This is a genomic window from Pseudomonas sp. GCEP-101 (assembly GCF_025133575.1).
Taxonomy (GTDB): domain Bacteria; phylum Pseudomonadota; class Gammaproteobacteria; order Pseudomonadales; family Pseudomonadaceae; genus Pseudomonas; species Pseudomonas nitroreducens_B.
The window spans coordinates 5,884,032-5,908,480 of the sequence record NZ_CP104011.1 but is presented as its reverse complement, the minus strand read 5'-3'; the positions used below and the strand labels follow the sequence as shown (position 1 = coordinate 5,908,480).

Below are 24,449 nucleotides of genomic sequence, written 5' to 3'. Positions count from 1 at the left end.
CTCGGGTCCGTCAGGGTTCGACGTGGTCGATCAGGTGGCCGCTTTCCAGGCGGATGTGGCGCTGGCAGCGGTGGGCGAGGCGTTCGTCGTGGGTCACCAGCACGAGCGTGGTGCCGCGCTCGCGGTTCAGCTCGAAGAGCAGGTCGCTGATGCGCTCGCCGGTGTGGGTGTCGAGGTTGCCGGTGGGCTCGTCGGCGAACAGCACGTCCGGTTCGGCGGCAAAGGCGCGGGCGATGGCGACCCGCTGCTGCTCGCCACCGGAGAGCTGGCGCGGGTAGTGGGTCAGGCGCTGGCCCAGGCCGACCCGCTCCAGCAACTCGCGGGCGCGCTGTTCGGCGTCCTTGCGGCCGTCCAGCTCCAGCGGCAGCATGACGTTCTCCAGTGCATTGAGGCTGTCGAGCAGCTGGAACGACTGGAAGACGAAGCCGACGTGGGCGGCGCGAACGCGGGCGCGCTGGTCTTCATCGAGGCTGCCGAGGGCGTGGCCGAGCAGGACGATCTCGCCGCCGCTGGGCAGGTCCAGCCCGGCGAGCAGGCCCAGGAGGGTGGATTTGCCCGAGCCGGAGCTGCCGACGATGGCGAGGCTGTCGCCGCGGGCGAGGTCGAGGGAGAGGTCGTGGAGGATGGTCAGCTTGCCTTCCGCGCTGGAAACAACCTTGCTAAGGTTCCGCGCGGTGAGAATGCGTTCGCTCATGGAGAATCCGATGCGTGCATGGCTAATGGGCGGCTGCCTGGCGTTGCTTCTGATCACGCAGCAGGCCGCGGCGCAGACGCTGTTGGTCGTCGGCGATAGTATCAGCGCCGGTTTGGGGCTGGATACCAGCCAGGGCTGGGTCAACCTGCTGGACAAGCGCCTGAAGGAGCAGGGTTTCGACTGCCGGGTGGTGAATGCGTCGATCTCCGGCGACACCACTGCCGGCGGCCTCGCGCGGCTGCCGGCGCTGCTTTCGGAGCAGAAGCCGGCACTGGTGGTGATCGAGCTGGGCGGCAACGACGGCCTGCGCGGAATGGCGCCGGCGCAATTGCAACAGAATCTTAATGCGATGGTTCAGCAGTCGCGGCAGGCGGGCGCCAAGGTCGTTCTGCTGGGCATGCGCCTGCCGCCCAACTACGGGCAGCGCTACACCGATGCCTTCGCCCAGGTCTTCCAGAGCGTGGCGAGCGAGCAGAAGATCGCGCTGGTGCCGTTCTTCCTCGACGGGGTGGGCGGCGTGCAGGACATGATGCAGGCTGACGGCATCCACCCGGCGGTGGCGGCGCAGCCCAGACTGCTGGACAACGTGTGGCCGACGCTCAAGCCGCTACTCTGATCACTCGCCGCGTTGATAAACGGCAGAATCGAGGCTTCCCCGCGCCCGGCCTTTCGGCTATGTTTGCGCACCCTTCTGGAACCCCCTATGTCGCGCCCCGCCTGGACCCTCTTCGCCTACCAACTGATCGAGCCCGATGAGCAGTTGGATCTGTTCGCCTGCCGCGAGGTCCGGGTGCACCTGGTGGCGCGCCAACTGGAGCTGGGGACCCCGGCGGACCGCACGCTCTGCGGCAGCCTGCTGCCGGCCCAGCCGCTGTGGCGCGGCGCCGAAAAACCGCTGTTGCGCGATCGACGCATCTGCGCGGCCTGCCTGAAACAACTGGATGAGGAAAAGCGCGGCGCGCGCAGTTCCTGGCTCATCTGACATCTCCCGTTGACGGGGCTTGCGGTGGTAAACTGATCACCCTTTGCTCATTGCCCTCGTCAAGGATCCTCGGATGTTGTCGCGCGTCATTGCCGCCTGCTCGCTGTCCCTCGCCGCGCTGCTCTCGGCCGGCCCCGTTTCCGCCATTGAACTGCCGCTGCCGGCACCGGGTGACGATATCGTCGGCCAGGTCCAGGTGATCAAGGCCAAGTACGAAGACACCTTCGCCGATCTCGGCGAGAAATACGGCCTCGGCTACTCCGAGATGATCGCCGCCAACCCGGGCGTCGACGCCTGGCTGCCGGGCGTGGGCACCGAGATCATCATTCCGACCCGTTTCGTCCTGCCGCCGGGCCCGCGCGAAGGGGTAGTGATCAACCTCGCCGAGTACCGCCTGTACTACTTCCCCAAGGACAAGAACGTCGTCTACACCTACGCCCTGGGCATCGGCCGTGAAGGCTGGGGTTCGCCGGTGGGCAGCACCACCGTGATCGCCAAGACCAAGGACCCGGCCTGGTACCCGCCGGCGTCGATCCGCGCCGAGCACGCCGCCGATGGCGACCCGCTGCCGACCGTGGTGCCGCCGGGCCCGGACAACCCGCTGGGCCCGTACAAGATGAGCCTGGGCTTCCACGGCTACCTGATCCACGGTTCGAACAAGAAGTTCGGTATCGGCACCCGCACCAGCCACGGTTGCTTCCGTATGTACAACTGGGACGTTACCCAGCTGTTCTCGATGATCCCGGTGGGCACCAAGGTGCGCATCATCAACGAGCCGTACAAGTTCGGTCGCAGCGAAGGCAAGATCTACCTCGAGGCTCACGCGCCGATCGATGACAACGGCGACCCGTCGGTGGTCGACAAGCACACCGCGGTGATCAACGCCCTGCTCAAGCGCGAGGATATCGCCAGCCAGATGCAGATGGACTGGAACGTGGTGCGTGAAGTGGTCGCTGCCGAAGACGGCCTGCCGGTCGCCATCGCTCAGCCGCAAGTGCAGGGCGGTTCGGTTGCCGCCACTGTCGACCAGGACGCCGTGCCGCTGCAGTAATCCCCGGCACGCAACAAAGCCCGCCGACCGTCGCCGGTCGAGCGGGCTTTTTGTTGCCTGCCGATCGCGCTGGGCAGCAAACGGCAGGCATAAAAAAACCGACCCCGAGGGGTCGGTTTTTTCGAACAGATCCGAAGATCTATTACTTGCGGCTGGCTTTGTCCAGCATACGCAGGGCGCGCTCGTTAGCCTCGTCAGCGGTCTGCTGGGCTTTCTGAGCGGCGGCCAGAGCTTCGTCAGCCTTGCGATAAGCTTCATCGGCACGGGCTTGAGCGCGAGCAGCGGCGTCTTCAGTAGCGGTCAGACGTGCTTCGGTTTCTTTCGAGTGGCTGCTGCAACCGGTGGCCAGAACAGCAGCCAGAGCCAGAGCAGAGAATTTCAGAACGTTGTTCATCGTGTTCCCCTTAAGGTGGACATTTCCATTAAAAGCAATCTCCCATGACTGGGAAATTAGCCGGACTACATAGTACTCATTACTTGTAGTAAGTAAACTGACCAAGCGCAAGTACAGCACTTTTTTTTCATGTTAGGCCTGCTCTTAGCACTAGTGCGAGGCCGATTTGGGCAAAAACTGTCCAATCTGGCAAAGGCGCACTGCCAAAGGCTATCAGGCGGGTGCAGCGCCGCTTTCGGCTTTCGGAACCAAGCTGTCGAAAGAGTGTCGACAATGGTCGAACAACTGTTTAGTCGGCGTTGTGCAGTTGTCCAACTGACAACTTGCAACTAGCGGCTATCGGTGAAGAAAGTGTGAAGCGGAAAACGAAAAAGCCCGGCTAATTGCTTAGCCGGGCTTTTTCATGAATCTGGCGGTGAGGGAGGGATTCGAACCCTCGATACGATTTCTCGTATACACACTTTCCAGGCGTGCTCCTTCAACCGCTCGGACACCTCACCAGATTTCTCGACAGCGCTGTGTCTGTCGAGGCGCGCACTTTACTCAAAGGTTTCCTCCTTGGCAAATCTTTTTTGAAAATTTTTTCCAACGGATTCATCGGCTTAAGGAGCATGGTCGGGATCGCGGGTACACTGGCGCCTTCTGAGACAGGCTCTGGTACGTAGGAAAGCGCATGGCGAGCTGGGACATCTTCTGCAGCGTAGTCGACAACTACGGCGATATCGGCGTCACCTGGCGGCTGGCCCGGCAGTTGGCGGAGGAACATCGGCAGCCGGTGCGCCTGTGGGTCGACGACCTCGCAGCCTTCGTGCGTATCTGCCCCGAGGCCGACGGCGCCGCCGCGTCGCAACGGCAAGCGGGGGTGGATGTGTGCCTGTGGCCCAGGCCCTGGCGGGAAGCCACCGCAGCGGACGTGGTCATCGAAGCGTTCGCCTGCGAACTGCCGGCTGCCTATATAGAAGCCATGGGGCGTCGCCAGAGGCCGTCGCTGTGGCTGAACCTGGAATACCTCAGCGCCGAGCCGTGGGTGGAGTCCTGCCACGGCTTGCCGTCGATGCAGGCCAGCGGTCTGCAGAAGTACTTCTATTTCCCCGGTTTCACGCCGGCCACCGGTGGCCTGCTGCGCGAGAGTGATCTGATCGCCCGGCGCGATGCCTTCCAGGCCGATCCGGCTGCCAGCCTGCGATTCCTCGAAGGCCTCGGCGTGCAGCCGCGCGCGAACGAGCGGCGCATTTCTCTGTTTGCCTATGAGAATGCCGCGTTGGGCGGTTGGCTCGATGCAGTGGCTGCCGGCACCGAGCCAACGCTGCTGCTGGTGCCCGAGGGCAGGGTGCTGGCGGACGTCCAGCGCTGGGCCGGAAAGTCGCTGGCGGTCGGCGAGCAGGTCCGGCGTGAATCGTTGCGCGTGCAGGTGTTGCCGTTCATGCGCCAGGAAGACTACGACCTGTTGCTGTGGAGCTGCGATTTCAACGCCGTGCGCGGCGAGGACTCCTTCGTTCGCGCGCAGTGGGCGGGGCGGCCGTTCGTCTGGCACATCTATCCGCAGGATGAAGAGGTCCACCTGGAAAAACTCGATGCCTTCCTGGCGCTGTTCGGTGAGGGGCTGGACGAGTCACTGCGGGCGGACCTGGTCGCCTTCTGGAGCGCCTGGAACGGCCGGGGCGATGCGGGCAAGGCGTGGCGAGCGCTGGAGAAGCGGATGCCGGAATGGGCGACGTGGATTGGCGATTGGCAGCGCCGATTGACCGAACAAACCGATCTTGCCGCGGGGCTGGTGCGTTTTTATACAAATTGGCTATGATATGGCCCCTGTTTTTTGTCTCCAATCCAATCGGATAATCGTATGAAAACCGCACAAGAGTTCCGCGCTGGCCAGGTTGCCAACATCAATGGCGCCCCCTGGGTCATCCAGAAGGCCGAGTTCAACAAATCCGGCCGTAACTCCGCGGTCGTCAAGATGAAGCTGAAGAACCTGCTGACCGGTGCCGGCACCGAGACCGTGTTCAAGGCCGACGACAAGCTGGAGCCGATCATCCTCGATCGCAAGGAAGTGACCTACTCGTACTTCGCCGACCCGCTGTATGTCTTCATGGACACCGAGTTCAACCAGTACGAAATCGAGAAAGGCGACCTGGAAGGCGTGCTGACCTTCATCGAAGACGGCATGACCGACGTCTGCGAAGCGGTCTTCTACAACGATAAAGTCATCTCCGTCGAACTGCCGACCACCATCGTTCGCGAAATCGTCTACACCGAGCCGGCTGTCCGTGGCGACACCTCCGGTAAAGTGATGAAGACCGCTCGCCTGAAGAACGGTGCTGAAGTCCAGGTTTCCGCCTTCTGCGAAATCGGCGACTCCATCGAGATCGACACCCGCACTGGCGAGTACAAGTCCCGCGTCAAGGCCTGAGCCTGATTCGAGACACAGAAAAGCCCGGCTGATGCCGGGCTTTTTCGTTTCTGCGACCTGGAGAGGTCAGACGCTGACGTTCAGGCGTACATCGATGTTGCCGCGGGTCGCGTTGGAGTAGGGGCAGACCTGGTGGGCCTTGGCAACCAGGTCTTCGGCTTCTGCCTGGTCCAGCCCTGGCAGGTTGATGTTCAGCTCCACTTCCAGGCCGAAGCCGCCGGGGATCTGGCCGATGCCGACCTTGCCGGTGATCGAGGCGTCCGCCGGGATCTGCTTCTTGCTCTGGCTGGCGACGAACTTGATGGCGCCTATGAAGCAGGCCGAGTAGCCGGCGGCGAACAGTTGTTCCGGGTTGGTGGCTTCACCGCCCGCACCGCCCAGTTCGCGCGGAGTGCTCAGTTTCACGTCGAGGATGCCGTCCGAGGAAACGGCGCGGCCGTCGCGGCCTCCGGTGGCGGTAGCGGTGGCGGTGTACAGGGCTTTGATGGTTTGCATGGTGTGTCTCCGAGTGTCTGGCTGTGAATGTCTGGTTGGTTAAAGTTTGGTGCGCTAAGCAGTTCGTGAGATGAAAGTTAGTTCTGTTTAATTTAGTGCGCAAGATAATTATTGGAAGATTTCTGACTAAAGAACCTGCAGCTTTGGCATAAGCCCCGGTTTACGGGGCTTGCAGATGTCCGCGCAGCTCCACCAGCTCCTCCTGGAGGCGCTTCAGACTGTCCAACGTTAGCCCGCTGCTGGCCAGGATGCAGGCCGGAATGCGCTCCGCCTGTCGGCGCAGGTCGCGGCCCTTTTCGGTCAGGCGAAGCTGCACCACGCGTTCGTCCGCCTGGCTGCGGGTGCGGGTGATCAGCCCTTCGGCCTCCAGGCGCTTGAGTAGCGGAGTGAGGGAGCCGGGGTCGGTGAGCATGCGCGCGCTGATTTCGCCCACCGTGATGCCGTCTTCCTCCCACAGCACCAGCATGGCGATGTATTGCGGGTAGGTGAGGCCGAGTTCCTGCAGCAGGGGCTTGTAGACCTTGGTCATCTGCAGGGACGTGGAGTAGAGGGCGAAGCACAGCTGGTTATCCAGCTTGAGGGCTTCGCAGGTCGGGTCTTGCTGGGTCATGGCGTGCTCCTGGCTCGCGCTCGAAGCGAAGAGGTGATTACGCATTAATTTAGCGCGATGGTTAATTCTTGAACAGCGCTTCCGCCAGCGCCACGTCCCAGGGCGGTGGAAAGCCAAAGCGCTCCAGCAGGAAGGCCAGCAGGCGCTCGCTGCGCGGGTGCGTGCCACGCTCCAGGCGTAATGCGTGGATGACGCCCGGCTCCGGCTCGGGCAGGCCGTTCTCGCAGAACAGCGGCACCAGTTGGCCGCTGATCAGATACTCGCTGCACAGCCAGGTCGGCAGGTGGGCCAGCCCTAGGCCTTGCAGGGCGCCTTCCACCAGCGTCTCGGCGTTGTTGGCGGTCATGCGCAGCCGGCGCGGCCGCAGGTGCTGCAGCTTGCCGTCGATGAGAAAACGCCAGGCCAGCGGCGGCGCGAGGCCTTCCCAGTCGAGGCCAACGTGATCGGGCAATGCCGATGGCGAGGCCGGCGTGCCGTAGTGTTCCAGGTAGGCGGGGCTGGCGCAGACGATCCGCCGCATGGCCGCCAGGCGCGTCGCGACCAGGCGGCTGTCGGGGAGGGTGCCGATGCGCAGGACCAGGTCGACCTGGCCGAGGTTTTCTCCGCGGGTATCGGTGAAGCTGTCGATCAGCCGCAGTTGCACATCCAGGCCAGGGTTGGCGGTGAGGAAGTCGGCCAGTGCCGGCGCCAGATGGCGGCGGCCGAAGGGCACCGGTGCATCGATGCGGATCAGCCCTTCCGGCGCTGTGCTCAGGGACACTGCTTCGGCCCGCGCCTGGCGCAGTTCGCCGACGATCCGCCGGGCGCGCTCGGCAAACGCCAGGCCCGCTGGCGTGGCGCGCACCTGGTGGGTGCTGCGCACCAGCAGGGTCGACCCGAGTCCTTGCTCCAGCGCATCCATGCGCCGCGCGACGGCGGAGGGCGTGAGCTGGCGCAGGCGCGCGGCGGCGGAGAAGCTGCCGTGTTCGAGCACGTCCAGATACAGGTCGAGCGGGTCTTCGAGGCCGGAAACATTCATGTGGGCAAGTTCGCTATGCGAGAAAGGCAAAGCCATTGTGCTGCGCTTTGCGTTTCCCATCCAGCCACGGTTTTCTAGCATGGGCGCACAGTCGTGGAGGTGCGTGATGTGGGACCTGGTTGTGGACTTTCTGCTCGGCGTCATCCTGGGCAGCCTGGGTGGGCTGTTCGGCATCGGCGGCGGGCTGCTGGCGATTCCGGCGCTGGGCGTGCTGTTCGGGCTGGATCAGCAATTGGCGCAGGGCACGGCGCTGGTGATGGTGGTGCCCAATGTTGTGCTGGCGATCTGGCGCTACCACCAGCGCAACCGCATCGACTTTGCCCAGGCCGGCGTGCTGGCGCTGACCGGCCTGGTCTGCGCGTTCTTCGCGTCGAGCATTGCGGTCAACCTCGACGCCGGCAGCATGCGTACCGCCTTCGTGGTGTTCCTCGTCCTGCTGGCGCTCTACCTGCTGGTGCGGTTGTTCCAGCGCGTGCCCGAGGGCAGCAGCACGCCGCGCTACGGTTTGCCGTGGATGGGGGTGCTGGGCCTGGGGGCGGGGTCGCTGGGTGGGCTGTTCGGTGTCGGCGGCGGGGTGTTGGCGACGCCGGTGCTGACGTCGGTCTTCGGTCTGACCCAGGTCATCGCCCAGGGCCTCGCCCTGGCACTGGCGGCGCCGAGCACGGGCGTGGCGCTGGCGACCTATGCCGTGCACGGTCATGTGGACTGGCGCATGGGCAGCGCGTTGGCGCTGGGCGGCCTGCTGAGCATTTCCTGGGGCGTGCGCCTGGCCCACGCTCTGCCCGAGCGCCAGCTGCGCATGGCCTTCAGTGCCTTCCTGATCGTCTGCGCAGTGCTGCTGGCGGTGCGCTGAGCCGCCTTACGAACGGAAGCCCTCGACGATGTATTCGGCCAGCTTGTCGGTCACCGGCGTCATCTTCTGCCCGCGCAGCAGCACGATGCTGGCGGTGGGCAGGACCGGCAGGCCCTCGTCTTCGCCGATGATGCGCAGGTTGCCGGTGAGCAGGCTCTGCAGCTGCGCCGTGACCGCCAGCCCCGCGCTGGCCACGGCGAACAGCGCCGACAGGCTCGGGCTGCTGTAGGCGATGCGGTAGTCCACCTCCATCGCTTCCAGCGCATTGCAGGCCCAGGCGCGGCAGAAGCAGGCGGTGTTGAACATCGCCAGCGGCAGCGGGCGCTGCTCCTGCGGGCAGAAGCTCTCGGCGGCCATCCAGACGAAGGATTCCTGGCGCAGCAACTGGCCGATCTCGGTGCCCGGCTCGCGGGTGACGATGGACAGGTCCAGGTCGTTGCGCATCAGCAGTTGCGCCGACGATTCGCAGTGCACTTCCACCTGCACCAGCGGGTAGGCCTCGGCGAAGCGCGAAAGGATGCTGGGCAGGAAGCGCATCACGTAGTCATCCGGCGTGCCGATCTTCACCGAGCCGACCATGTGCGGCTGGCGGAAGGTGTTGAACACCTCGCCCTGCAGCCGCAGGATGCGCCGCGCGTAGCCCAGCAGGATCTGCCCCTCGGGCGTCAGCCGCACCTGGCGGCCGTCGCGCTCGAACAGGCTGCGCTCCAGCACGTCTTCCTCCAGGCGTTTCATCTGCATGCTCACCGCCGACTGGGTGCGGTTGACCATCTCGGCCGCGCGGGTGAAGCCGCCGTGGTCGGCGATGGCGACGAAGGTGCGCAGCAGTTCGCTGTCGATGCTGGGGAAGCTGCTCATTCATCAATCTCCGAGATGAGTCGCATAAGAATGATTCGTTGGATTGATCTTAGCGCGAGCGGGAAACTGCATCCAACCCCACAGGGAGGGAAGCATGATGAAAGGTCAACTTGGTTTCGTAGCGTCCTACCATGTCCACAAAGCCTCCGCCCGCAACGGCACAACCGTGTCGCTATGGAAACGCGTGGTACAGCGCTTCCTGCGTTGGCAGGAGCTGGCGCGCCAGCGTCGTGAGCTGGCGAGCATGAGCGATGAAGCACTCAAGGACATCGGCTTGAGCCGTGCCGATATCCTCGAAGAAATCGAGCGTCCGTTCTGGATGGACGATGTTCGTCGTTGAACCCGCCGGGCGGCACGGACCCTCGCCGTGCCGCCCGCGCTTGCGTTGACAACCATGACAAGGAAGCCCTGACGTTGAATTCGTCGTCCGCTCGTTACCACCTCGCCCAGGTCAACATCGCCAAGGCCCGCGCCCCGCTGGATCACCCGCTGATGAAGGGCTTCGTCGACCAGCTCGACCACATCAATGCCCTTGCCGAGCGCAGCCTCGGTTTCGTCTGGCGCCTGCAGACGGAGGAGGGCGATGCCACCTCCATCCGCGTCTTCGAGGACCCGCTGATCATCGTCAACCTGTCGGTGTGGGAATCGGTGGAGGCGCTCAAGGACTATGTCTATGCCGGCGAGCACCTGCAGGTCCTGCGCAGCAAGCGCGACTGGATGGAGCGCCTGCCCGCGCCCAGCCTCGCGCTCTGGTGGCTGCCGGTCGATGAGCTGCCGGACGTGGCCATGGCCCGCGACCGCCTGGAGCGACTGCGGCTGCAGGGCCCCTCGGCGGACGTCTTCACCTTCGCGCGTCCCTTCCCCAGGCCGGAACGTCTGGGCGAACCCGCCTGATGCAGCCAGGCGCAGCGAATGCGGTTAGGCTCTAGGGCTCGTCCAGACCTGGAGGCCGCGATGCCGATCGTCGAATCCCTGTCCCTCAAGCAGGCCCGCAGGCTGGCCCTGGCCGCCCAGGGCTTTACCGTGCGCAAGCCAGCCGGCGAGGTGCAGCGCCGCCATGTGCGCAGCCTGCTGGAGCGCCTGGGTGTGCTGCAGATCGACTCGGTGAACGCACTGGTGCGCTCGCATTACCTGCCGCTGTTCTCGCGCCTGGGCCAGTATTCGCCGACGCTGCTGGAAGAGGCAGCCTGGAGCGGCGGGCGGCATCGCCGCCTGTTCGAATACTGGGGCCATGAAGCATCGCTGCTGCCGCTGCAGCTCTACCCGCTGATGCGCTGGCGCATGCGTCGTGCAGCGCAGGGCCAGGGGATCTACCAGCAGCTGGCGCGCTTCGGCCGCGAGCAGCAAGCGGTGATCCAGCGGGTGCTGCACGCCGTGCGCGAGCAGGGCGCGCTGGGCGCCGGCAGCCTGACCACCCGCGCAGAGCGGGCCGGCCCCTGGTGGGACTGGAGCGATGAGAAGCACGCGCTGGAATGGCTGTTCGCCGCGGGAGAGGTGACGGTGGCCGGGCGACGCGGTTTCGAGCGCCTGTACGATTTGCCCGAGCGGGTACTGCCCGCGGACCTGTTGCAACAGCCCGAATTGGACGAAGAGCAGGCGCAGCGCCAGTTGCTGCTGCATTCGGCGCAGGCGCTGGGCGTCGCCACCGAGAAGGACCTGCGCGATTACTTCCGCCTCGACCCTGCCGACAGCAAGGCGCGGCTGGCCGAACTGGTGGAGGCGGGCGAACTGCTGCCCGTGCAGGTGCAGGGCTGGCAGGCGCCGGCCTATTGCCTGGCGGACCCGGTGATCCCGCGCAAGGTGCGCGCCAGTGCCTTGCTGTCGCCCTTCGATTCGCTGGTGTGGGAACGCGCTCGCACCGAGCGGCTGTTCGACTTCCGCTACCGCCTGGAGATCTACACGCCGCAACACAAGCGGGTGTACGGCTACTACGTGCTGCCGTTCCTGTTCGACGAGCACCTGGCCGCGCGGGTCGACCTGCGCTCCGATCGCGCCAGCGGAACGCTGGTGGTGCATGCCGTGCATGAAGAGGAAAAGGGCCTGAGCGAGGAGGGGCACGCCGCGCTGGCGCAGCAACTGGGCGAGATAGCCCGGTGGCTCGGGCTTGCGCAGGTGGCGGTGAATTGCCGGCGGCCGTCCGGTGCGCGGCTGCAGGGGCTGCTGGCGCAGGCCTGAAAACGAACGGGCCTCCGAAGAGGCCCGCCTGGGATCACTTGCCGCTGGCGATGCGCTGGCGGATGTGGTCGGCGCGCTGCTGCGAGCCAGGGTGCGAGTCGAACATGCTGCTTTCCTTGCCACCGCTGAGCTTGGCCAGCTTGTCGAAGGCGCTGGCCAGGCCTTCGAGGGCGATGCCGCGCTTCTTCAGCAGGTCGAAGGAGTAGTCGTCCGCGGCCGATTCCTGGGACTGGGAGAACTGCGCGTTGACCAGGGCTTCGCCGATTTCGCCCAGCTGCGACTGCGACAGGGCGGCGACGGCGCTGTTGCCGGCGGCCGAGGCAGCGGTGCGCGCGGCGGCGGTGGCGTAGGCGGTCTGGGTGGCCTTCTTCACGTGGCCGAGGGCGACGTGGCCGATCTCGTGGCCGAGCACGCCTTCCACTTCGTTGTCGTTCATCAGGTCCATCAGGCCGGAGTACACGCGCACGCAGCCGTTGGCCATGGCGAAGGCGTTGACGTCGCTGGTGAGGTAGACCTTGTAGTTGACGCTGGTGCCGCTGAGCGGGTTGCCCAGGGCGGCGGCGATCTTGTCCAGGCGCTTGGTGTAGGCGCTGGAGGCGGGAGCGATGGTGGCTTCGGCGTCCTGCTTGGCGCAGGCTTCGTCGGCGACCTGCTTGATCTCGGCGTCGCTCAGGGTGGCGGCTTTCATGGCCAGCATGCCCGATTGCACGAGGTTGTCGGTGTTCATGTTCTGGCAGCCGGCGAGGGCGGCGCTGGCACCGATGAGCAGGGCGAGCAGGGAACGGTGGAGGGTCATGGTTTCTTCCTTGGTTGACGAAATCCGTGGGAGGCGGGCGCCCCCCGAAAAGGGCGGTCACTCTAGGAAGACATCCCGGGAGCGTCAACCAAGGGAAGTGGCTTTAGGACGGGTCTGAGCGCTGTGTCGGATTCAGCGCCGAACCTGCTTCAGCGTTTCCGCAATGAGGAACGCCAGTTCCAGCGACTGGTCGGCATTCAGGCGCGGATCGCAATGGGTGTGGTAGCGATCGCTCAGGCCGTCCTCGGTGATCGGCCGCGCGCCGCCGATGCACTCGGTGACGTTCTGTCCGGTCATCTCGATGTGGATGCCGCCGGCGTAGCTGCCTTCGGCCTGGTGCACCTCGAAGAACTGCCGGACCTCGGCGAGGATGCGCGCGAAATCGCGGGTCTTGTAGCCGCTGGAAGCCTTGATGGTATTGCCGTGCATGGGGTCGGAACTCCACAGCACCTGCTTGCCTTCGCGCTGCACGGTCTGGATCAGGCGCGGCAGGCCGTCGCCGACCTTGTCCGCGCCCATGCGCACGATGAGGTTGAGGCGGCCGGGGTCGTTGTCCGGGTTGAGGATGTCGATCAGGCGGATCAGCTCCTCGCTGTCCATGCTCGGGCCGACCTTCACGCCGATGGGGTTGCCGACGCCGCGCAGCATCTCCACGTGGGCCCCATCGAGCTGGCGGGTGCGGTCGCCGATCCACAGCATGTGCGCCGAGCAGTCGTACCAGCCGCCGGTGAGGCTGTCGCGGCGGATGAAGGCTTCCTCGTAGTTCAGCAGGAGCGCCTCGTGGGCGGTGAAGAAGCTGGTCTCGCGCAGCTGCGGCGCGGTGTCCAGCCCGCAGGCGCGCATGAAGGCGAGGGTCTCGTCGATGCGGTCGGCCAGTTGCTGGTAGCGCTCGGACAGCGCCGAGTTGGCGATGAAATCGAGGTTCCACTGGTGCACCTGGTGCAGGTCGGCGAAGCCGCCGTTGGCGAAGGCGCGCAGCAGGTTCAGCGAGGCGGTGGACTGGTGGTAGGCCTGCAGCAGGCGCTCCGGGTCCGGCACACGGCTCTTCTCGTCGAAGCCGATGCCGTTGACGATGTCGCCGCGGTAGGCCGGCAGGGTCACGCCGCCGATGGTCTCATCGCCGGAGGAGCGCGGCTTGGCGAATTGCCCGGCCATGCGCCCGACCTTCACCACCGGGCAACCGGCGGCGAAGGTCATCACCACGGCCATCTGCAGCAGCACCTTGAAGGTGTCGCGGATCTTCGCCGCGGAGAATTCGGCGAAGCTCTCGGCGCAGTCGCCGCCCTGCAGCAGGAAGGCGCGGCCCGCGGTGACCTCGGCGAACTGCCGGCGCAGCTCGCGGGCCTCGCCGGCGAACACCAGCGGCGGGAAGCTGGCCAGGGTGCGCTCCACCTCGCTCACGCGGTTGGCATCGGGGTAGGCGGGCTGTTGCTGGATCGGCTTGCTTCTCCAGCTATCGGGGCTCCAGGGCAGGCTCATCGGCGGATCTTCGCGGCTGTGGACGGTATCCGCCGATGGTATCAGCTCGGCCTTGGCCGCGCGCGGCTGGCTGCCGGGCAAAGAGGGGGGACGTCCGTGTCCAGGGGAACGCTGGGGTGGCGCAAGGCAGGCCGGCGAAACCGGGCGTGCGATCAGCCGCCCGCGCAGTACGCCGGGGCGCACTGGGTGGGGAAGGTCGAGGGGAATGGGTGCCGCTGGGTGGAATCGCGAAGGGCGTTGCGCTGGCGCATGCTCGGTTGTGCCTCGTGGGCTGTTATTCTTGCGGCTTTGCCGACCCGGTGGTGGTTGGCCGTCTTGATTCGAAGGATTATTGCGTGGGCGAGCCCCTGTATTTCAATGGCAATCCGTGCCGTTCGCCGCTGTCGGCGGGCTGCATTGTCACCGCCGTGCCTGCCCGGAGCCGGCCGTGAGCGAGGAGCTGCTGAGCGACGCGCCGCTGGGCGAAGAGCGGCTGATCGTCGAGGAACACGATGACTTCGGCGTGATCCGCGTGGTGGAAAGCGGCGCCTTCCGCTACCTGGAATTCGGCGACGAGGTCGAGCAGAGTTGCGTGCTGATGGGCGACCCGAGCTGGCTGGAGTACGACTACTCCCGCGCCATGCTGGTCGGCGCGCTGTGCCATTCGCGCCCGCGCCGCGCGCTGTTCCTCGGTTTTGGTGCCGGCAGCCTGACCCAGGCCTGCCTGAAGTACCTGCCGCTGGAAGAGGTGGAGGCCATCGAGCTGCGCCCGTCGATTCCACACCTGGCCCGCGAACACCTGGGGCTGGTGGAAGACGAGCGGCTGAACCTGCGCATCGGCGATGCGGTGCAGGAGCTGGCCGGGTGCGAGCCGGCGGACCTGATCTTCCTCGACCTGTATACCGACACCGGACCTGCGCCGGCGCACATCGGCTGGGATTTCCTGGGTGCCTGCCGCGAGCGGCTGCGGCCGGGCGGCTGGCTGGTGATCAACCAGTGGAGCACCGACGATGGCCGGCCGCTGGGCGCCGCGCTGCTGCGCGGGCGCTTCAACCGGCACTATTGGGAATGCCCGGTGCCGGAGGGCAACGTGATCGTCTTCGTGCCCGCCGCACTGGACCAGGAGCTGAACCTGCGCGGCCTGAAGAAGCGCGTCGGCCAGCTCGAACCGACGCTGGGCTACTCGCTGCGCACCTACATCGAGTCACTGCGGCCCGCGCAGTGACCCGGCACCGAGGGCAACCTCAGGGAATCTGGTAGCTGAAGGCGAAGTTCAGCCGCGGGCTGCGCTCGTTGTTGTCAGCCGGGCGGTCGCCGAACGGTTTGGCCACTTCCATCGACACCAGGTAGTGCTTGCGGTCGGAGAAGCGTACGCCCAGCGCCGCCGAGCCGAGCTTGTTCTCGATCAGGCCGTCCTGGTTGTAGCGCGTGCGCGCGGTGTCGACGACGAAGTAGGGCTGGATCTGGTTGAGCACCGTGCTCTGCCGCAGGAACGAGTAGTTCACCTCGTAGGAGGCGCCCCAGCCCTTGTCGCCGCTGGCCTGGTCGTCCGGATAGCCGCGGCCGAAATTGGCGCCGCCATAGGTGACCTGCTCGGAATCGGGCAGCACGTCGTCGCTCCACTGGAAGGCGGCGGTCACCACGCCCTGCCAGTTGGAGCCGAACTTGTCCTGTTGCGCGCCGTAGCCGAGCAGGCGGGTGAAATTCTTCTTGATCGGCTCCGGCGCCTCCGCGCCCATGCCGTTGAGCCCCTGGTACACCGCCACGCTGCCGGCGCGCACGCGCTTCTCGGCGAACTGCTGGACGACGCTTTCAATGCCCACCACGCGCAGCTTGCTCTTCTGCTCGATGCGGAAGGGGATGGCCGGGTAGACCAGGTCGTAGGTGCTGGTGTCGTTGACCGTGTAGCCGCGCAGGTTGAGGTCCCAGGTCAGGTCGCGGCGCAGCACCAGGGGAATCCCCAGGCCGGCGCTGACCCGCTCGTTCTGCCGCTTGCGTTCGAACTCCAGGCCGCTGGCCAGGCGCAGGTTCTCGCCCGGGCGGGAGTTGTACTTGCTGTAGCCGGCCAGCAGTTGCAGGCCGTTGTCGCCCAGCAGCTGGCTGTAGTTCCAGGCGCGGTAGTACTCGTGATCGTCGCCCGGCGGGTAGAGGTAGCTGAATTGCAGTTGCTCGCCCCAGCCGAGCAGGGACATCACCTCGGCGTTGAACAGCCCGCGCTGCTCGCCGCGCCGGGAATCGAGGTTCATGCCGGTATCGAAGCGCTTCTGCTTGCCGGCCAGCTCCAGCACGGCGCCGCCGTCGTTGGTGGTGGGCGGGTTGAGCGCCATGGCCATCTGCATGCCGGGTACCCGGCTCATCAGCACGCTGAAGCGCTCGAAGCTCTCGCGGGTCAGCGGCTTCTCCGCCTTGAGCTTCTCGATCCAGCGGTCCACGCGCATCTGGTGCACGCCCAGGTCACCGGCGGAGCGGACCTGGGTGATGTGGCCTTCGACCAGCACGATCCGCGCGACGCCGTTGCGGAAGTCCTGGTTGGGCACGTAGGCGAAGGAGATGAAGTAGCCGTTGTCCTGGTAGCGCTGGGTGATGGCCTTGGCGGCGGCCACCAGTTCGCTGACCTGGATGGTGCGCTTGGTCAGCGGCTCCAGCAGGGGTTTCCAGGTGTCGACGGGGTAGTGCTTGCCGCCGGCCAGCTCGATGCGCTTGATGCGGACGCGTTGCTGGAGGATTTGTCCGGGCTGGCTGGCCGAGGGTTCGGGCGCCTTGACCTTGGGGGCGGTGGGGCGAAGGTCGCCGGTGGGGAGGTTGGGGCGGGGGAGTGTCTGTTCGATATCGGAGCCGGGAAGCTGGATCGGGCGCTCGGCCCAGGCGAAAGGTGCAGCCAACAACAGGGGCAGGACAGCGAGTTTGCGCATCTGGCTCCTCCATGAGACCGACTTCGATAAAAGGACCAGGAGCCGTGGGTGGCTCCTGGTTATCACAGTATGGGTGTAATTCGGATTATTGCTTGGGCGTACCGATCGCCAATCCACCACCCAGTCCGCCGGTCACACCACCCAGCGCGCCACCCACGGCGCCCAGCGTATTGCCCAGCAGGCCTCCCTGACCGCTGGTACCGCCAGTCGTACCGGCGCCGGCGCCGACCGCCACCCCGGAACCCTGGGTGGTGCTGCCCACGCCTACGCCTGCCCCGGCCACCAGGCCGCCGCTACCGGTGAGGCCGCTGGTCACGCCGCTCAGGGTGCCAGTGACGCCGTTGACCAGGCCGCCTACCGGGTTGCTGCCGCCGGTCGCGCCGCTCAGCGAGCCGGTCAGGCCGCCCACGGCGCCGGTCACGCCACTCACCACGCCGCCCACGGGATTGGTGCTGCCAGTGGCGCCGCCCAGCGAGCCGGTGAGGCCGCCGACCGCGCCGGTCACGCCGCTGACCACGCCGCCCACCGGGTTGGTGCTACCGGTGGCGCCGCCCAGCGAGCCGGTCACACTGCCGAGCAGGCCGCCGCCGGCGGTGCTGCCATTGACCAGGCCGCCGGTGGCGCTGACTGCCTGACCCACATCGCTGACGACTCCGCCGACCGGGGCCAGGGCGGGATTCGCCGTGGCGACCTGGTTGCCTGTCTGGGTCACAACGCCGCCGACGGTGGTCAACAGGTTGTTCACCGGGGTGCCAAGGCCGGTGACGGAGCCGACGCTCCGGGTGGTGCCTTCCACCGTGCCCACCAGGCCGGCGGTGGTGCCGCTGAGCTGGGTGGTGAGCTGGCTCAGCGGGCCGGTGGTGACCGCGCCGCTGAGGGAGTCGCCGAGCATGGTGATCTGGCCGCCAACGCCGTCCACCAGGCCGCCCACCTGGCCGGTCAGGCCGTTGAGCGGGGTATTGGCCAGCACCGGTGCATCGCCGATGGCGGCCACGGTGTCGCCCAGGCTGCTGACCGCACCACCGGTATGGCTGACCAGACCGGTGGCGCCGGCGACGGTGGTGCCCAGGGCGTTGGGGTTGTTGCCAAGCTGGCCGAGGCCATTGGTGACGCCGGTGCCGACGCTGTCGACGCCCGCGCCGACTTCCTGGATCAGGGTGCCGGCATTCTGGGTGACGCCATCGCCCAGAATCGGCAGGTCGACGTTCTTCACCACGCCGCCCACGGTGCTCACGGTGTCGCCGACATTGGAGACGGCTTCGCCGGTATTGGTCAGGATGTTGCCGGTAGTGCTGGCCGGGGGCGTGGTGCCACCGCCGGGAGTTTCGCCGCCGCCCGTGCCGTCGCCACCGCCATTGCCACCGGTTCCTCCGGTGCCTCCGGTGCCGCCAGTCCCGCCGGTACCGCCTGTTCCATCGGTGCCGCCCGTCCCGCCCGTGCCACCGGTGCCGCCAGTGCCACCGCTGCCGTCGGTTCCGCCGCCGGAGCCATCGCCGCCGCTACCACTGCCGCCGCTGCCACCCGAGCCTGAGCCGTCATCGGTGGAGCTGCTATCGGAAGATCGGTGGTGACTGCTACCACCGTGGCTGCTGCAACCTTGCAGCGACAGGGCAACAACGAGAAGGGAAAGTGCGAAAACGCGGATCGGGCCAGACATATCGAATTCCTCCATGAGAACGTCAGTCAGCGTGCGTCCCGGTCGGTATCCGGCGAGCCACTGAGCTGCTCTGGAGTCAGTTCTAGAGGTTTGTTTTCAGGCGCGAAATTGGAACTTGTATATAGTCGTTTTGTGAAAAATAACTATCTGATTTTGAAGGGAAAACTAAAGAATTAAGACCGTTTTGCCAGTATTTCTAATACCTTGGATATAGCGCTTTTCGCACGAGCGTTCCGTTTGCGTTTTGCGCGGGCGCTCATTTGCCCTGGAATCGGCCTTCGCGGCGCTCGAGCATGGCGTTCAAACCTTCCTGCGCATCCTCGGTGGAAAGCAGTTCGCTGGCCATGGCGGGCAGCAGCCGCGCCGCCGCTTCCTCACCTTCGTCCAGGCTGCGGCGCGCCGACGCCAGGGTAGCGCGGATGCCCAGCGGCGCCTGGGCGGCGACCCGCTTGGCCAGCCACAGGGCGCGGGGCATCAGTTCCTCCGGCGCGGTGACTTCCTGCACCAGGCCGATGCGGTAGGCCTCGTGGGCATCGAACGGGTCGCCGGTGAGCAACCAGCGCATTGCGTTGCCCCAGCCGGCCACCTGGTGCATGCGCAGGGTGGCGCCGCCAAAGGGGAAGATGCCGCGCTGCACTTCGAGCTGGGCGAAGCGCGCGTTGCTGGCGCACAGGTTGATGTCGGCGGCCAGCATCAGCTCGATACCCAGGGTGAAGCAGTAGCCTTGCGCGGCCACCAGCAACGGTTTGGTCAGGCGTCGGCCGCCGAATGTGCCCCACGGGTCGGCCGAGCCTTCCGGCATGGTCCAGCCGGTGCGGAAGGTCTCGCCGATGTTGGCCAGGTCCAGGCCGGCGGTGAAGTGGTCGCCGTGGGCGAACACCAGCGCGCAGCGCAGGTCATCGTCCCGCTCGTAGTCGCCAAAGGCCTGGACCAGTTGGGTGAGCATGTCCAGGTCGAAGGCGTTGCGCTTTTCGACCCGGTTCAGCCCTAGCAGCAGGACGTGGTCCTGGCGTTCGACGGTGATGCGCGGTTCGCTGCTGGCGGTCATCGGTAGGGCTCCGGACAGGTGGCCAGCAGGGTATAGCCGGCAGTGGCGGGATTGTCTACGCAATGACCGTTCGCCGGCCATGTTCCGAAAAGAAACACATTGGTCAGGATTTTCCGGTATGATACGCGCCGGCCAAACGCTGGCCTCGTTTCGGATCCCGCATTTTTCCGCAGCTTCACGCTCGGTCTATGTGTCCGCAGTGCGGACTTCCTTGACGCATTCTTCCAATCTTCATTTCGCAAATCCCCGCTTCCAGCTGCCTGGGTGACTTCATTGTCGTACAGGGCATGCGCAGCTCGGCTCTTGGGTCTTTGCGGATGTATTTAGAGGCAAAACCCATGACCCAGGAAACCGCCGGCTTCGCCGCGCTCGGTCTTCACCCCAATGTTCTCGCTGCCATCGCCGCTGTCGGTTATGAAGAGCCCTCGCCGATCCAGGCCCAGTCGATCCCGGTGATCCTCGAAGGCCACGACATGATCGGCCAGGCCCAGACCGGGACCGGCAAGACCGCTGCCTTTGCGCTGCCGATGCTGTCGCAGATCGACCCGAGCCGCCGCGTACCGCAGGTACTGGTGCTGGTGCCGACCCGCGAGCTGGCCCTGCAGGTTGCGACCGCGTTCGAAACCTATTCCAAGCAGATGCCGGGCGTCGGCGTCATTGCCGTCTACGGCGGCGCGCCCATGGGCCCGCAGCTCAAGGCGCTGCGCCAGGGCGCCCAGGTCGTGGTCGCCACGCCGGGCCGCCTGTGCGACCACCTGCGTCGCGACGAAAACCTGCTGTCCACCGTCAAGAGCCTGGTGCTCGACGAAGCGGACGAAATGCTCAAGCTCGGCTTCATGGATGACCTCGAAGTGATCTTCGAAGCCATGCCGGCCAGCCGCCAGAGCGTGCTGTTCTCCGCGACCCTGCCGGCCTCGATCCGCAGCATCGCCGAGCGCCACCTGAAAGAGCCCAAGCACGTCCGCATCGCTGCCAAGACCCAGACCGTCGCCCGCATCGAGCAGGCGCACCTGATGGTTCACGCCGACCAGAAGCCGGCCTCGATCCTGCGTCTGCTGGAAGTCGAGCAGTTCGACGCGCTGATCGGCTTCGTCCGCACCAAGCAGGCCACCCTGGACATCGCCGAGCTGCTCGAGCGCCAGGGCTACCGTGCCGCCGCGCTGAACGGCGACATGCCGCAGGCCCAGCGTGAGCGCGTGATCGAATCCCTGAAGGACGGCTCGCTGGACATCGTCATCGCCACCGACGTCGCCGCCCGCGGCCTCGACGTGGCGCGCATCACCCACGTCCTGAACGTGGACATGCCCTACGATCCGGAATCCTACGTACACCGTATCGGCCGTACCGGCCGTGCCGGTCGTGAAGGCCGCGCCCTGCTGCTGGTGACCCCGCGTGAGCGCCGCATGCTGCAGGTGATCGAGCGTGTGACCGGTCAGAAGGTCGGCGAAGTTCGCCTGCCGGACGCCGACACCGTGCTCGAAGCCCGCCTGAACCGCCTGGCCACCGGCCTGCAACCGCTGCTGGCCAACGCAGTTGCCAGCCGTGGCGCCGTGCGCGACGAGCTGTGCCGTCGCCTGGGTACCGACATGGACACCCTGGCCGCCGTGCTGCTGGCCAAGCTGACCGAAGGCAAGGCGCTGGACCTGGAATCGGTCCGCCGCGAACAGCCGCTGACCCCGGCCGCCCCGCGTGAGCGCAGCGACCGTTACGAGCGCAGCGAACGTGGCGATCGCCCCGAGCGCGGCGACCGTCCGGAGCGCAGCGGCGCACCCCGCACCTTGGCTCCGCCGTCGGAAGGCAAGGCCCGTTGCCGTACCGCCCTGGGCGCCCGTGACGGCGTGCAGGCGAAGAACCTGCTGGGCGCCATCCTCAACGAGGGCGGCCTGTCCCGCGAGGCCATCGGCCGCATCCAGATCCGCGAGACCTTCAGCCTGATCGAGCTGCCGGAAGAGAACCTCGACCGTTTGCTGACCAGGCTCAAGGACACCCGCGTCGCCGGCAAGGCCCTGCGCCTGCGCCGCTACCGCGAAGACTGATTCGTCAGTCTCCAGCCCATGAAAAAGCCCCGCCTTGGCGGGGCTTTTTCGTTTCCGGGGAAAATCCCTTCGGCACCTGGCCGCTTTCTGTAGGAGCGAGCTTGCTCGCGAACCGCTTGATGACGTCGCTGCCGGGAATTTGTTCGCGAGACAAGCTCGCTCCCACAGGTGGTGCTCAGCCGAAGCGGTAGATGTCCATTCCCAGCGCGCCGAGGGTGAAGCCGGCGTGCTCCACCGTCATCGCCGGGCCGCCGGCCCCGCGGGCGAAGTACAGCGGCAGCAGGTGTTCGTCGCGTGGGTGGTTGCGTACCGCGTGGGGCGCCTGCTGGCGATAGTCGAGCAGGGCGGCTTCGTCGTCGGCCTGCAGGCGGGCCACCATCCAGTCGCGGAAGACCTTCGCCCAGGGGGTGATGACCTCGGGGCCGGCATGCCAGTCCAGTTCGCCCAGGTTGTGGGTGATGCTGCCGGAACCGATCAGCAGGATGCCTTCCTCGCGCAGGGCACGCAGGGCATGGCCGATGCGCTGCTGCATGGCCGCACCCAGGCGGCTGGGCAACGACAGTTGCACGACGGGGATGTCGGCAGCCGGGTACATCAGGCTCAGCGGCACCCAGGCGCCGTGGTCGAGCGGGCGCTCCGCATCGAGGCTGGCCGGTAGGCCGTCCTCGGCCAGCAGGTCGACGACGCGCTGGGCCAGCTCCGGCGAGCCTTTGGCCGGGTATTGCACGGCATACAGCTCCGGCGGGAAGCCATAGAAGTCGTGCCAGGTGTCTGGCTGGGGAGAGGCGGTGACGCGCAGGTCAGGGGTTTCCCAGTGGGCGGAAACCACCAGGATGGCGTTCGGGCGCGGCAGTTCGTGCGCCAGGCGCTTGAGCGGCGCCTCGCTGGCGCCGGGGTCCAGGGCCAGCATGGGGGAGCCGTGGGAGATGAACAGGGCAGGGAGCATGGCGAACCTCGCTACGGGGATGCCTCTATGTTCACGCGGCTAAAGATCGAAAACCAGTATAGGTTTTTGAAAGTAATGATCGTAAATATCGATGAATTTGCCGGGTTTGATACCCCGATTGCTTCCCGGCAGAAGTGCCAACTCGGTTCCAGACTCAGGGAGTGGAGCGCCATAGAGCACTTCGCCGGGATGTCAGTCGGACGATGCGTTAGAGTTTGCGGAAATTTCCGAAGCGAATGGCGAATTCAGCTATGCAGCAAGTCGAACAAATCCTAATGCTCGAAATCGGCGACTGCCTCCGTCTGGAGGATGGCACCGAGATCTGCGTGCAGCGGGTTCGCGGTGACCAGGTGCGGCTGAAAATCCTCGACGCCGGAGAGAGTCAGCGCGAGCGGCGCGGCGCCTGGTGGCGCTGGCTGCTGCCCCGCGCGTTGCGCAGTGTATGAGCAGGTGATTATGCAACATGAATTCTGGCAGGCGCGCTGGGCGCGCAATGAAATCGGTTTCCATCAGCAGGCGGTGAATCCGGGCTTGCAACGGCACTGGCCGAACCTCGGGCTGCCCGAGGATTCGCAGGTCCTGGTGCCTCTGTGCGGCAAGAGCCTGGACATGCTCTGGCTGGCGCAGTGGGGGTACCGCGTGCTGGGTGTCGAACTGGCCGAGCGTGCCGCCGTGGACTTCTTCGCCGAGCTGGGGGTGACCCCGCAGGTCAGCACGGAGGGCGCGCTGCGCCGCTACAGCTACGAGCGCCTGGAGATTCTCCAGGGCGACTTCTTCGACGTGAGCGCCGAGCAGGTGGCGGGCTGCAGCGGGCTGTATGACCGCGCCGCGCTGATCGCCCTGCCACCGGACCTGCGCACGGCCTACGCGGCGCATCTGCAGCGCATCCTGCCGCAGCAGGCGCGGGGGTTGCTGGTCAGCCTGGAATACCCGCAGGCGGAAATGGACGGCCCGCCGTTCGCCGTGCTGGCGGAGGAGGTGCGCGGGTTGTTTGCCCCGGCGTGGAGCGTGGAAGAGGTGGAGCGCCTCGACGTGCTGGCGGAGAACCCGAAGTTCCTCAAGCGTGGCGTCGGCCATCTGGACGAGGTGGTGTTCGCGCTGCGTCGCGGCTGAGTCGCAGGCATGAAAAAGGGCGGCCCATGGGCCGCCCTTTTTTATTGCCTTGAAACTCAGCGGCCAGCGGCGCGCAGGGCTTCGATACGGTCTTCCAGCGGCGGGTGGCTCATGAACAGGCCAGCCAGGCCGTGCTTGAGGTTGCCGTTGATGCCGAAGGCCTGCAGCGAGTCCGGCATCTGCACCGGTACGCCCTGTTCGGCGCGCAGGCGTTGCAGCGCGGCGATCATCGCGCCGGTGCTGGCCAGGCGGGCGCCGGCTTCGTCGGCACGGTATTCGCGTTTGCGCGAGAACCACATGACGATGATGCTGGCGAGGATACCCAGGACCAGTTCGGCGAAGATGGTCGCGACGAAGTAGCCGATGCCCGGGCCGTCTTCGTTCTTCAGGATCACCTTGTCGACGAAGTTGCCGAAGATGCGCGCGAAGAACATCACGAAGGTGTTCACCACGCCCTGGATCAGCGCCAGGGTGACCATGTCGCCATTGGCCACGTGGCCGATCTCGTGGGCCAGCACGGCTTTCACCTCTTCAGGCGAGAAGCGCTCGAGCAGGCCCTGGCTGACCGCGACCAGTGCGTCGTTGCGGTTCCAGCCGGTGGCGAAGGCGTTGGCCTCGTAGGCAGGGAAGATGCCCACTTCCGGCATCTTGATGCCGGCTTCGCGGGACAGTTCTTCGACGGTCTGCAGCAGCCACTGTTCGTGGCGGGTGCGCGGTTGGCTGATGATCTCGGTGCCGGTGCTCATCTTCGCCATCCACTTGGAGATGAACAGCGAAACCAGGGAGCCGGCGAAGCCGAACACGGCGCAGAAAATCAGAAGGCTACCGTAATTCTGGCCGGTGAAACGGTCCACGCCGAGCAGTTTCAGGGTGATGCTGGCGATCACCAGAACTGCCAGGTTGGTGGCCAGGAACAACAGGATGCGCATCATGGCGTAAAGCT

General features: G+C 66.1%; 25 protein-coding genes, 1 tRNA gene and 1 pseudogene. 13 read left to right on the top strand and 14 right to left on the bottom strand.

What is annotated here, in order from left to right; all coding sequences use genetic code 11:
• Positions 1 to 10 precede the first annotated feature (10 nt).
• Positions 11 to 694 carry an ABC transporter ATP-binding protein gene (locus N0B71_RS26635; protein ID WP_259756021.1) on the bottom strand — a complete coding sequence of 228 codons (684 nt, stop codon included), beginning with the start codon at positions 692 to 694 and terminating at the stop codon, positions 11 to 13.
• A gap of 10 nt (positions 695 to 704) precedes the next feature.
• Between N0B71_RS26635 and N0B71_RS26630 the strand changes: the two genes are divergently transcribed.
• From N0B71_RS26630 to N0B71_RS26620, 3 genes are all read left to right on the top strand, one after another.
• The gene (locus tag N0B71_RS26630; RefSeq protein WP_259756020.1) at positions 705 to 1,310 is read left to right on the top strand and encodes an arylesterase; all 606 of its coding nucleotides are present in this window, start codon (positions 705 to 707) and stop codon (positions 1,308 to 1,310) included.
• 87 nt (positions 1,311 to 1,397) lie between these two features.
• Positions 1,398 to 1,676, top strand: a complete 279-nt coding sequence (locus N0B71_RS26625; RefSeq protein WP_259756018.1) for a hypothetical protein — start codon at positions 1,398 to 1,400, stop codon at positions 1,674 to 1,676.
• A 73-nt stretch (positions 1,677 to 1,749) separates the two neighbouring features.
• On the top strand, positions 1,750 to 2,727 hold the full coding sequence (locus tag N0B71_RS26620) for a L,D-transpeptidase family protein (protein WP_259756017.1): 978 nt from the start codon (positions 1,750 to 1,752) through the stop codon (positions 2,725 to 2,727).
• A 142-nt stretch (positions 2,728 to 2,869) separates the two neighbouring features.
• Here the strand turns inward: N0B71_RS26620 and oprI are convergent, their stop codons facing one another.
• Together oprI and N0B71_RS26610 are read right to left on the bottom strand one after the other, a co-directional pair.
• A complete protein-coding gene (gene oprI, locus N0B71_RS26615; protein WP_017517003.1) occupies positions 2,870 to 3,121 on the bottom strand; it encodes an outer membrane lipoprotei OprI in 252 nt (83 codons plus the stop codon).
• 410 nt (positions 3,122 to 3,531) lie between these two features.
• Positions 3,532 to 3,621, bottom strand: a tRNA-Ser gene (locus tag N0B71_RS26610).
• 173 nt (positions 3,622 to 3,794) lie between these two features.
• Between N0B71_RS26610 and earP the strand changes: the two genes are divergently transcribed.
• Together earP and efp are read left to right on the top strand one after the other, a co-directional pair.
• The gene (gene earP, locus N0B71_RS26605; protein WP_259756015.1) at positions 3,795 to 4,922 is read left to right on the top strand and encodes an elongation factor P maturation arginine rhamnosyltransferase EarP; all 1,128 of its coding nucleotides are present in this window, start codon (positions 3,795 to 3,797) and stop codon (positions 4,920 to 4,922) included.
• Positions 4,923 to 4,964: 42 nt separating this feature from the next.
• Positions 4,965 to 5,531 (top strand): elongation factor P, encoded by a 567-nt coding sequence (efp, locus tag N0B71_RS26600; protein WP_090260808.1) that lies wholly within the window; start codon positions 4,965 to 4,967, stop codon positions 5,529 to 5,531.
• 66 nt (positions 5,532 to 5,597) lie between these two features.
• Here efp and N0B71_RS26595 read toward each other — a convergent pair whose 3' ends face one another.
• From N0B71_RS26595 to N0B71_RS26585, 3 genes are all read right to left on the bottom strand, one after another.
• On the bottom strand, positions 5,598 to 6,026 hold the full coding sequence (locus N0B71_RS26595) for an organic hydroperoxide resistance protein (RefSeq protein WP_024764536.1): 429 nt from the start codon (positions 6,024 to 6,026) through the stop codon (positions 5,598 to 5,600).
• Between the two features lie 160 nt (positions 6,027 to 6,186).
• The gene (locus tag N0B71_RS26590) at positions 6,187 to 6,636 is read right to left on the bottom strand and encodes a MarR family winged helix-turn-helix transcriptional regulator (RefSeq protein WP_259756013.1); all 450 of its coding nucleotides are present in this window, start codon (positions 6,634 to 6,636) and stop codon (positions 6,187 to 6,189) included.
• 61 nt (positions 6,637 to 6,697) lie between these two features.
• Positions 6,698 to 7,654, bottom strand: coding sequence for a LysR family transcriptional regulator (locus N0B71_RS26585; RefSeq protein WP_259756011.1), 957 nt, complete (start codon positions 7,652 to 7,654; stop codon positions 6,698 to 6,700).
• A 106-nt stretch (positions 7,655 to 7,760) separates the two neighbouring features.
• Here N0B71_RS26585 and N0B71_RS26580 point away from each other — a divergent pair, with 106 nt between their 5' ends.
• Complete coding sequence (locus N0B71_RS26580) at positions 7,761 to 8,507, top strand: sulfite exporter TauE/SafE family protein (RefSeq protein ID WP_259756010.1); 747 nt, start codon at positions 7,761 to 7,763, stop codon at positions 8,505 to 8,507.
• A gap of 6 nt (positions 8,508 to 8,513) precedes the next feature.
• Here N0B71_RS26580 and N0B71_RS26575 read toward each other — a convergent pair whose 3' ends face one another.
• The gene (locus N0B71_RS26575) at positions 8,514 to 9,365 is read right to left on the bottom strand and encodes a LysR family transcriptional regulator (protein ID WP_259756009.1); all 852 of its coding nucleotides are present in this window, start codon (positions 9,363 to 9,365) and stop codon (positions 8,514 to 8,516) included.
• A gap of 97 nt (positions 9,366 to 9,462) precedes the next feature.
• Between N0B71_RS26575 and N0B71_RS26570 the strand changes: the two genes are divergently transcribed.
• The 3 genes from N0B71_RS26570 to N0B71_RS26560 all read left to right on the top strand — a co-directional run bounded on the left by N0B71_RS26570 (position 9,463) and on the right by N0B71_RS26560 (position 11,540).
• A complete protein-coding gene (locus N0B71_RS26570) occupies positions 9,463 to 9,705 on the top strand; it encodes a DUF1127 domain-containing protein (RefSeq protein WP_311197259.1) in 243 nt (80 codons plus the stop codon).
• Between the two features lie 74 nt (positions 9,706 to 9,779).
• Complete coding sequence (locus N0B71_RS26565; protein ID WP_259756006.1) at positions 9,780 to 10,259, top strand: DUF3291 domain-containing protein; 480 nt, start codon at positions 9,780 to 9,782, stop codon at positions 10,257 to 10,259.
• A 60-nt stretch (positions 10,260 to 10,319) separates the two neighbouring features.
• Positions 10,320 to 11,540: a winged helix-turn-helix domain-containing protein gene (locus N0B71_RS26560; RefSeq protein WP_259756005.1), complete on the top strand. Its 1,221-nt coding sequence runs from the start codon at positions 10,320 to 10,322 to the stop codon at positions 11,538 to 11,540.
• A 34-nt stretch (positions 11,541 to 11,574) separates the two neighbouring features.
• Here the strand turns inward: N0B71_RS26560 and N0B71_RS26555 are convergent, their stop codons facing one another.
• Both N0B71_RS26555 and N0B71_RS26550 read right to left on the bottom strand, forming a co-directional pair.
• A complete protein-coding gene (locus tag N0B71_RS26555) occupies positions 11,575 to 12,336 on the bottom strand; it encodes a M48 family metalloprotease (RefSeq protein WP_259756003.1) in 762 nt (253 codons plus the stop codon).
• A 132-nt stretch (positions 12,337 to 12,468) separates the two neighbouring features.
• Positions 12,469 to 13,815, bottom strand: coding sequence for a class II 3-deoxy-7-phosphoheptulonate synthase (locus N0B71_RS26550; RefSeq protein ID WP_259756001.1), 1,347 nt, complete (start codon positions 13,813 to 13,815; stop codon positions 12,469 to 12,471).
• Positions 13,816 to 14,272: 457 nt separating this feature from the next.
• On the opposite strand from N0B71_RS26550, the gene N0B71_RS26545 reads away from it, so the two are divergent.
• Positions 14,273 to 15,019, top strand: coding sequence for a spermidine synthase (locus tag N0B71_RS26545; protein WP_259759684.1), 747 nt, complete (start codon positions 14,273 to 14,275; stop codon positions 15,017 to 15,019).
• A gap of 19 nt (positions 15,020 to 15,038) precedes the next feature.
• Here the strand turns inward: N0B71_RS26545 and N0B71_RS26540 are convergent, their stop codons facing one another.
• From N0B71_RS26540 to N0B71_RS26530, 3 genes are all read right to left on the bottom strand, one after another.
• A complete protein-coding gene (locus N0B71_RS26540; protein ID WP_259756000.1) occupies positions 15,039 to 16,706 on the bottom strand; it encodes a ShlB/FhaC/HecB family hemolysin secretion/activation protein in 1,668 nt (555 codons plus the stop codon).
• An 85-nt stretch (positions 16,707 to 16,791) separates the two neighbouring features.
• Positions 16,792 to 18,363, bottom strand: coding sequence for a collagen-like triple helix repeat-containing protein (locus N0B71_RS26535; RefSeq protein ID WP_259755998.1), 1,572 nt, complete (start codon positions 18,361 to 18,363; stop codon positions 16,792 to 16,794).
• A 256-nt stretch (positions 18,364 to 18,619) separates the two neighbouring features.
• On the bottom strand, positions 18,620 to 19,411 hold the full coding sequence (locus N0B71_RS26530; RefSeq protein ID WP_259755997.1) for a crotonase/enoyl-CoA hydratase family protein: 792 nt from the start codon (positions 19,409 to 19,411) through the stop codon (positions 18,620 to 18,622).
• A 303-nt stretch (positions 19,412 to 19,714) separates the two neighbouring features.
• On the opposite strand from N0B71_RS26530, the pseudogene N0B71_RS26525 reads away from it, so the two are divergent.
• Positions 19,715 to 21,447, top strand: a pseudogene (locus tag N0B71_RS26525) (DEAD/DEAH box helicase).
• 175 nt (positions 21,448 to 21,622) lie between these two features.
• On the opposite strand, the gene N0B71_RS26520 reads toward N0B71_RS26525, so the two are convergent.
• Complete coding sequence (locus N0B71_RS26520) at positions 21,623 to 22,393, bottom strand: DODA-type extradiol aromatic ring-opening family dioxygenase (protein ID WP_259755996.1); 771 nt, start codon at positions 22,391 to 22,393, stop codon at positions 21,623 to 21,625.
• 251 nt (positions 22,394 to 22,644) lie between these two features.
• Between N0B71_RS26520 and N0B71_RS26515 the strand changes: the two genes are divergently transcribed.
• Positions 22,645 to 22,839: a hypothetical protein gene (locus N0B71_RS26515; protein WP_259755994.1), complete on the top strand. Its 195-nt coding sequence runs from the start codon at positions 22,645 to 22,647 to the stop codon at positions 22,837 to 22,839.
• Between the two features lie 10 nt (positions 22,840 to 22,849).
• On the top strand, positions 22,850 to 23,506 hold the full coding sequence (locus N0B71_RS26510) for a thiopurine S-methyltransferase (protein WP_259755992.1): 657 nt from the start codon (positions 22,850 to 22,852) through the stop codon (positions 23,504 to 23,506).
• 56 nt (positions 23,507 to 23,562) lie between these two features.
• On the opposite strand, the gene htpX is transcribed toward N0B71_RS26510, so the two are convergent.
• On the bottom strand, positions 23,563 to 24,438 hold the full coding sequence (gene htpX / locus N0B71_RS26505; protein WP_054909673.1) for a protease HtpX: 876 nt from the start codon (positions 24,436 to 24,438) through the stop codon (positions 23,563 to 23,565).
• Positions 24,439 to 24,449 lie beyond the last annotated feature (11 nt).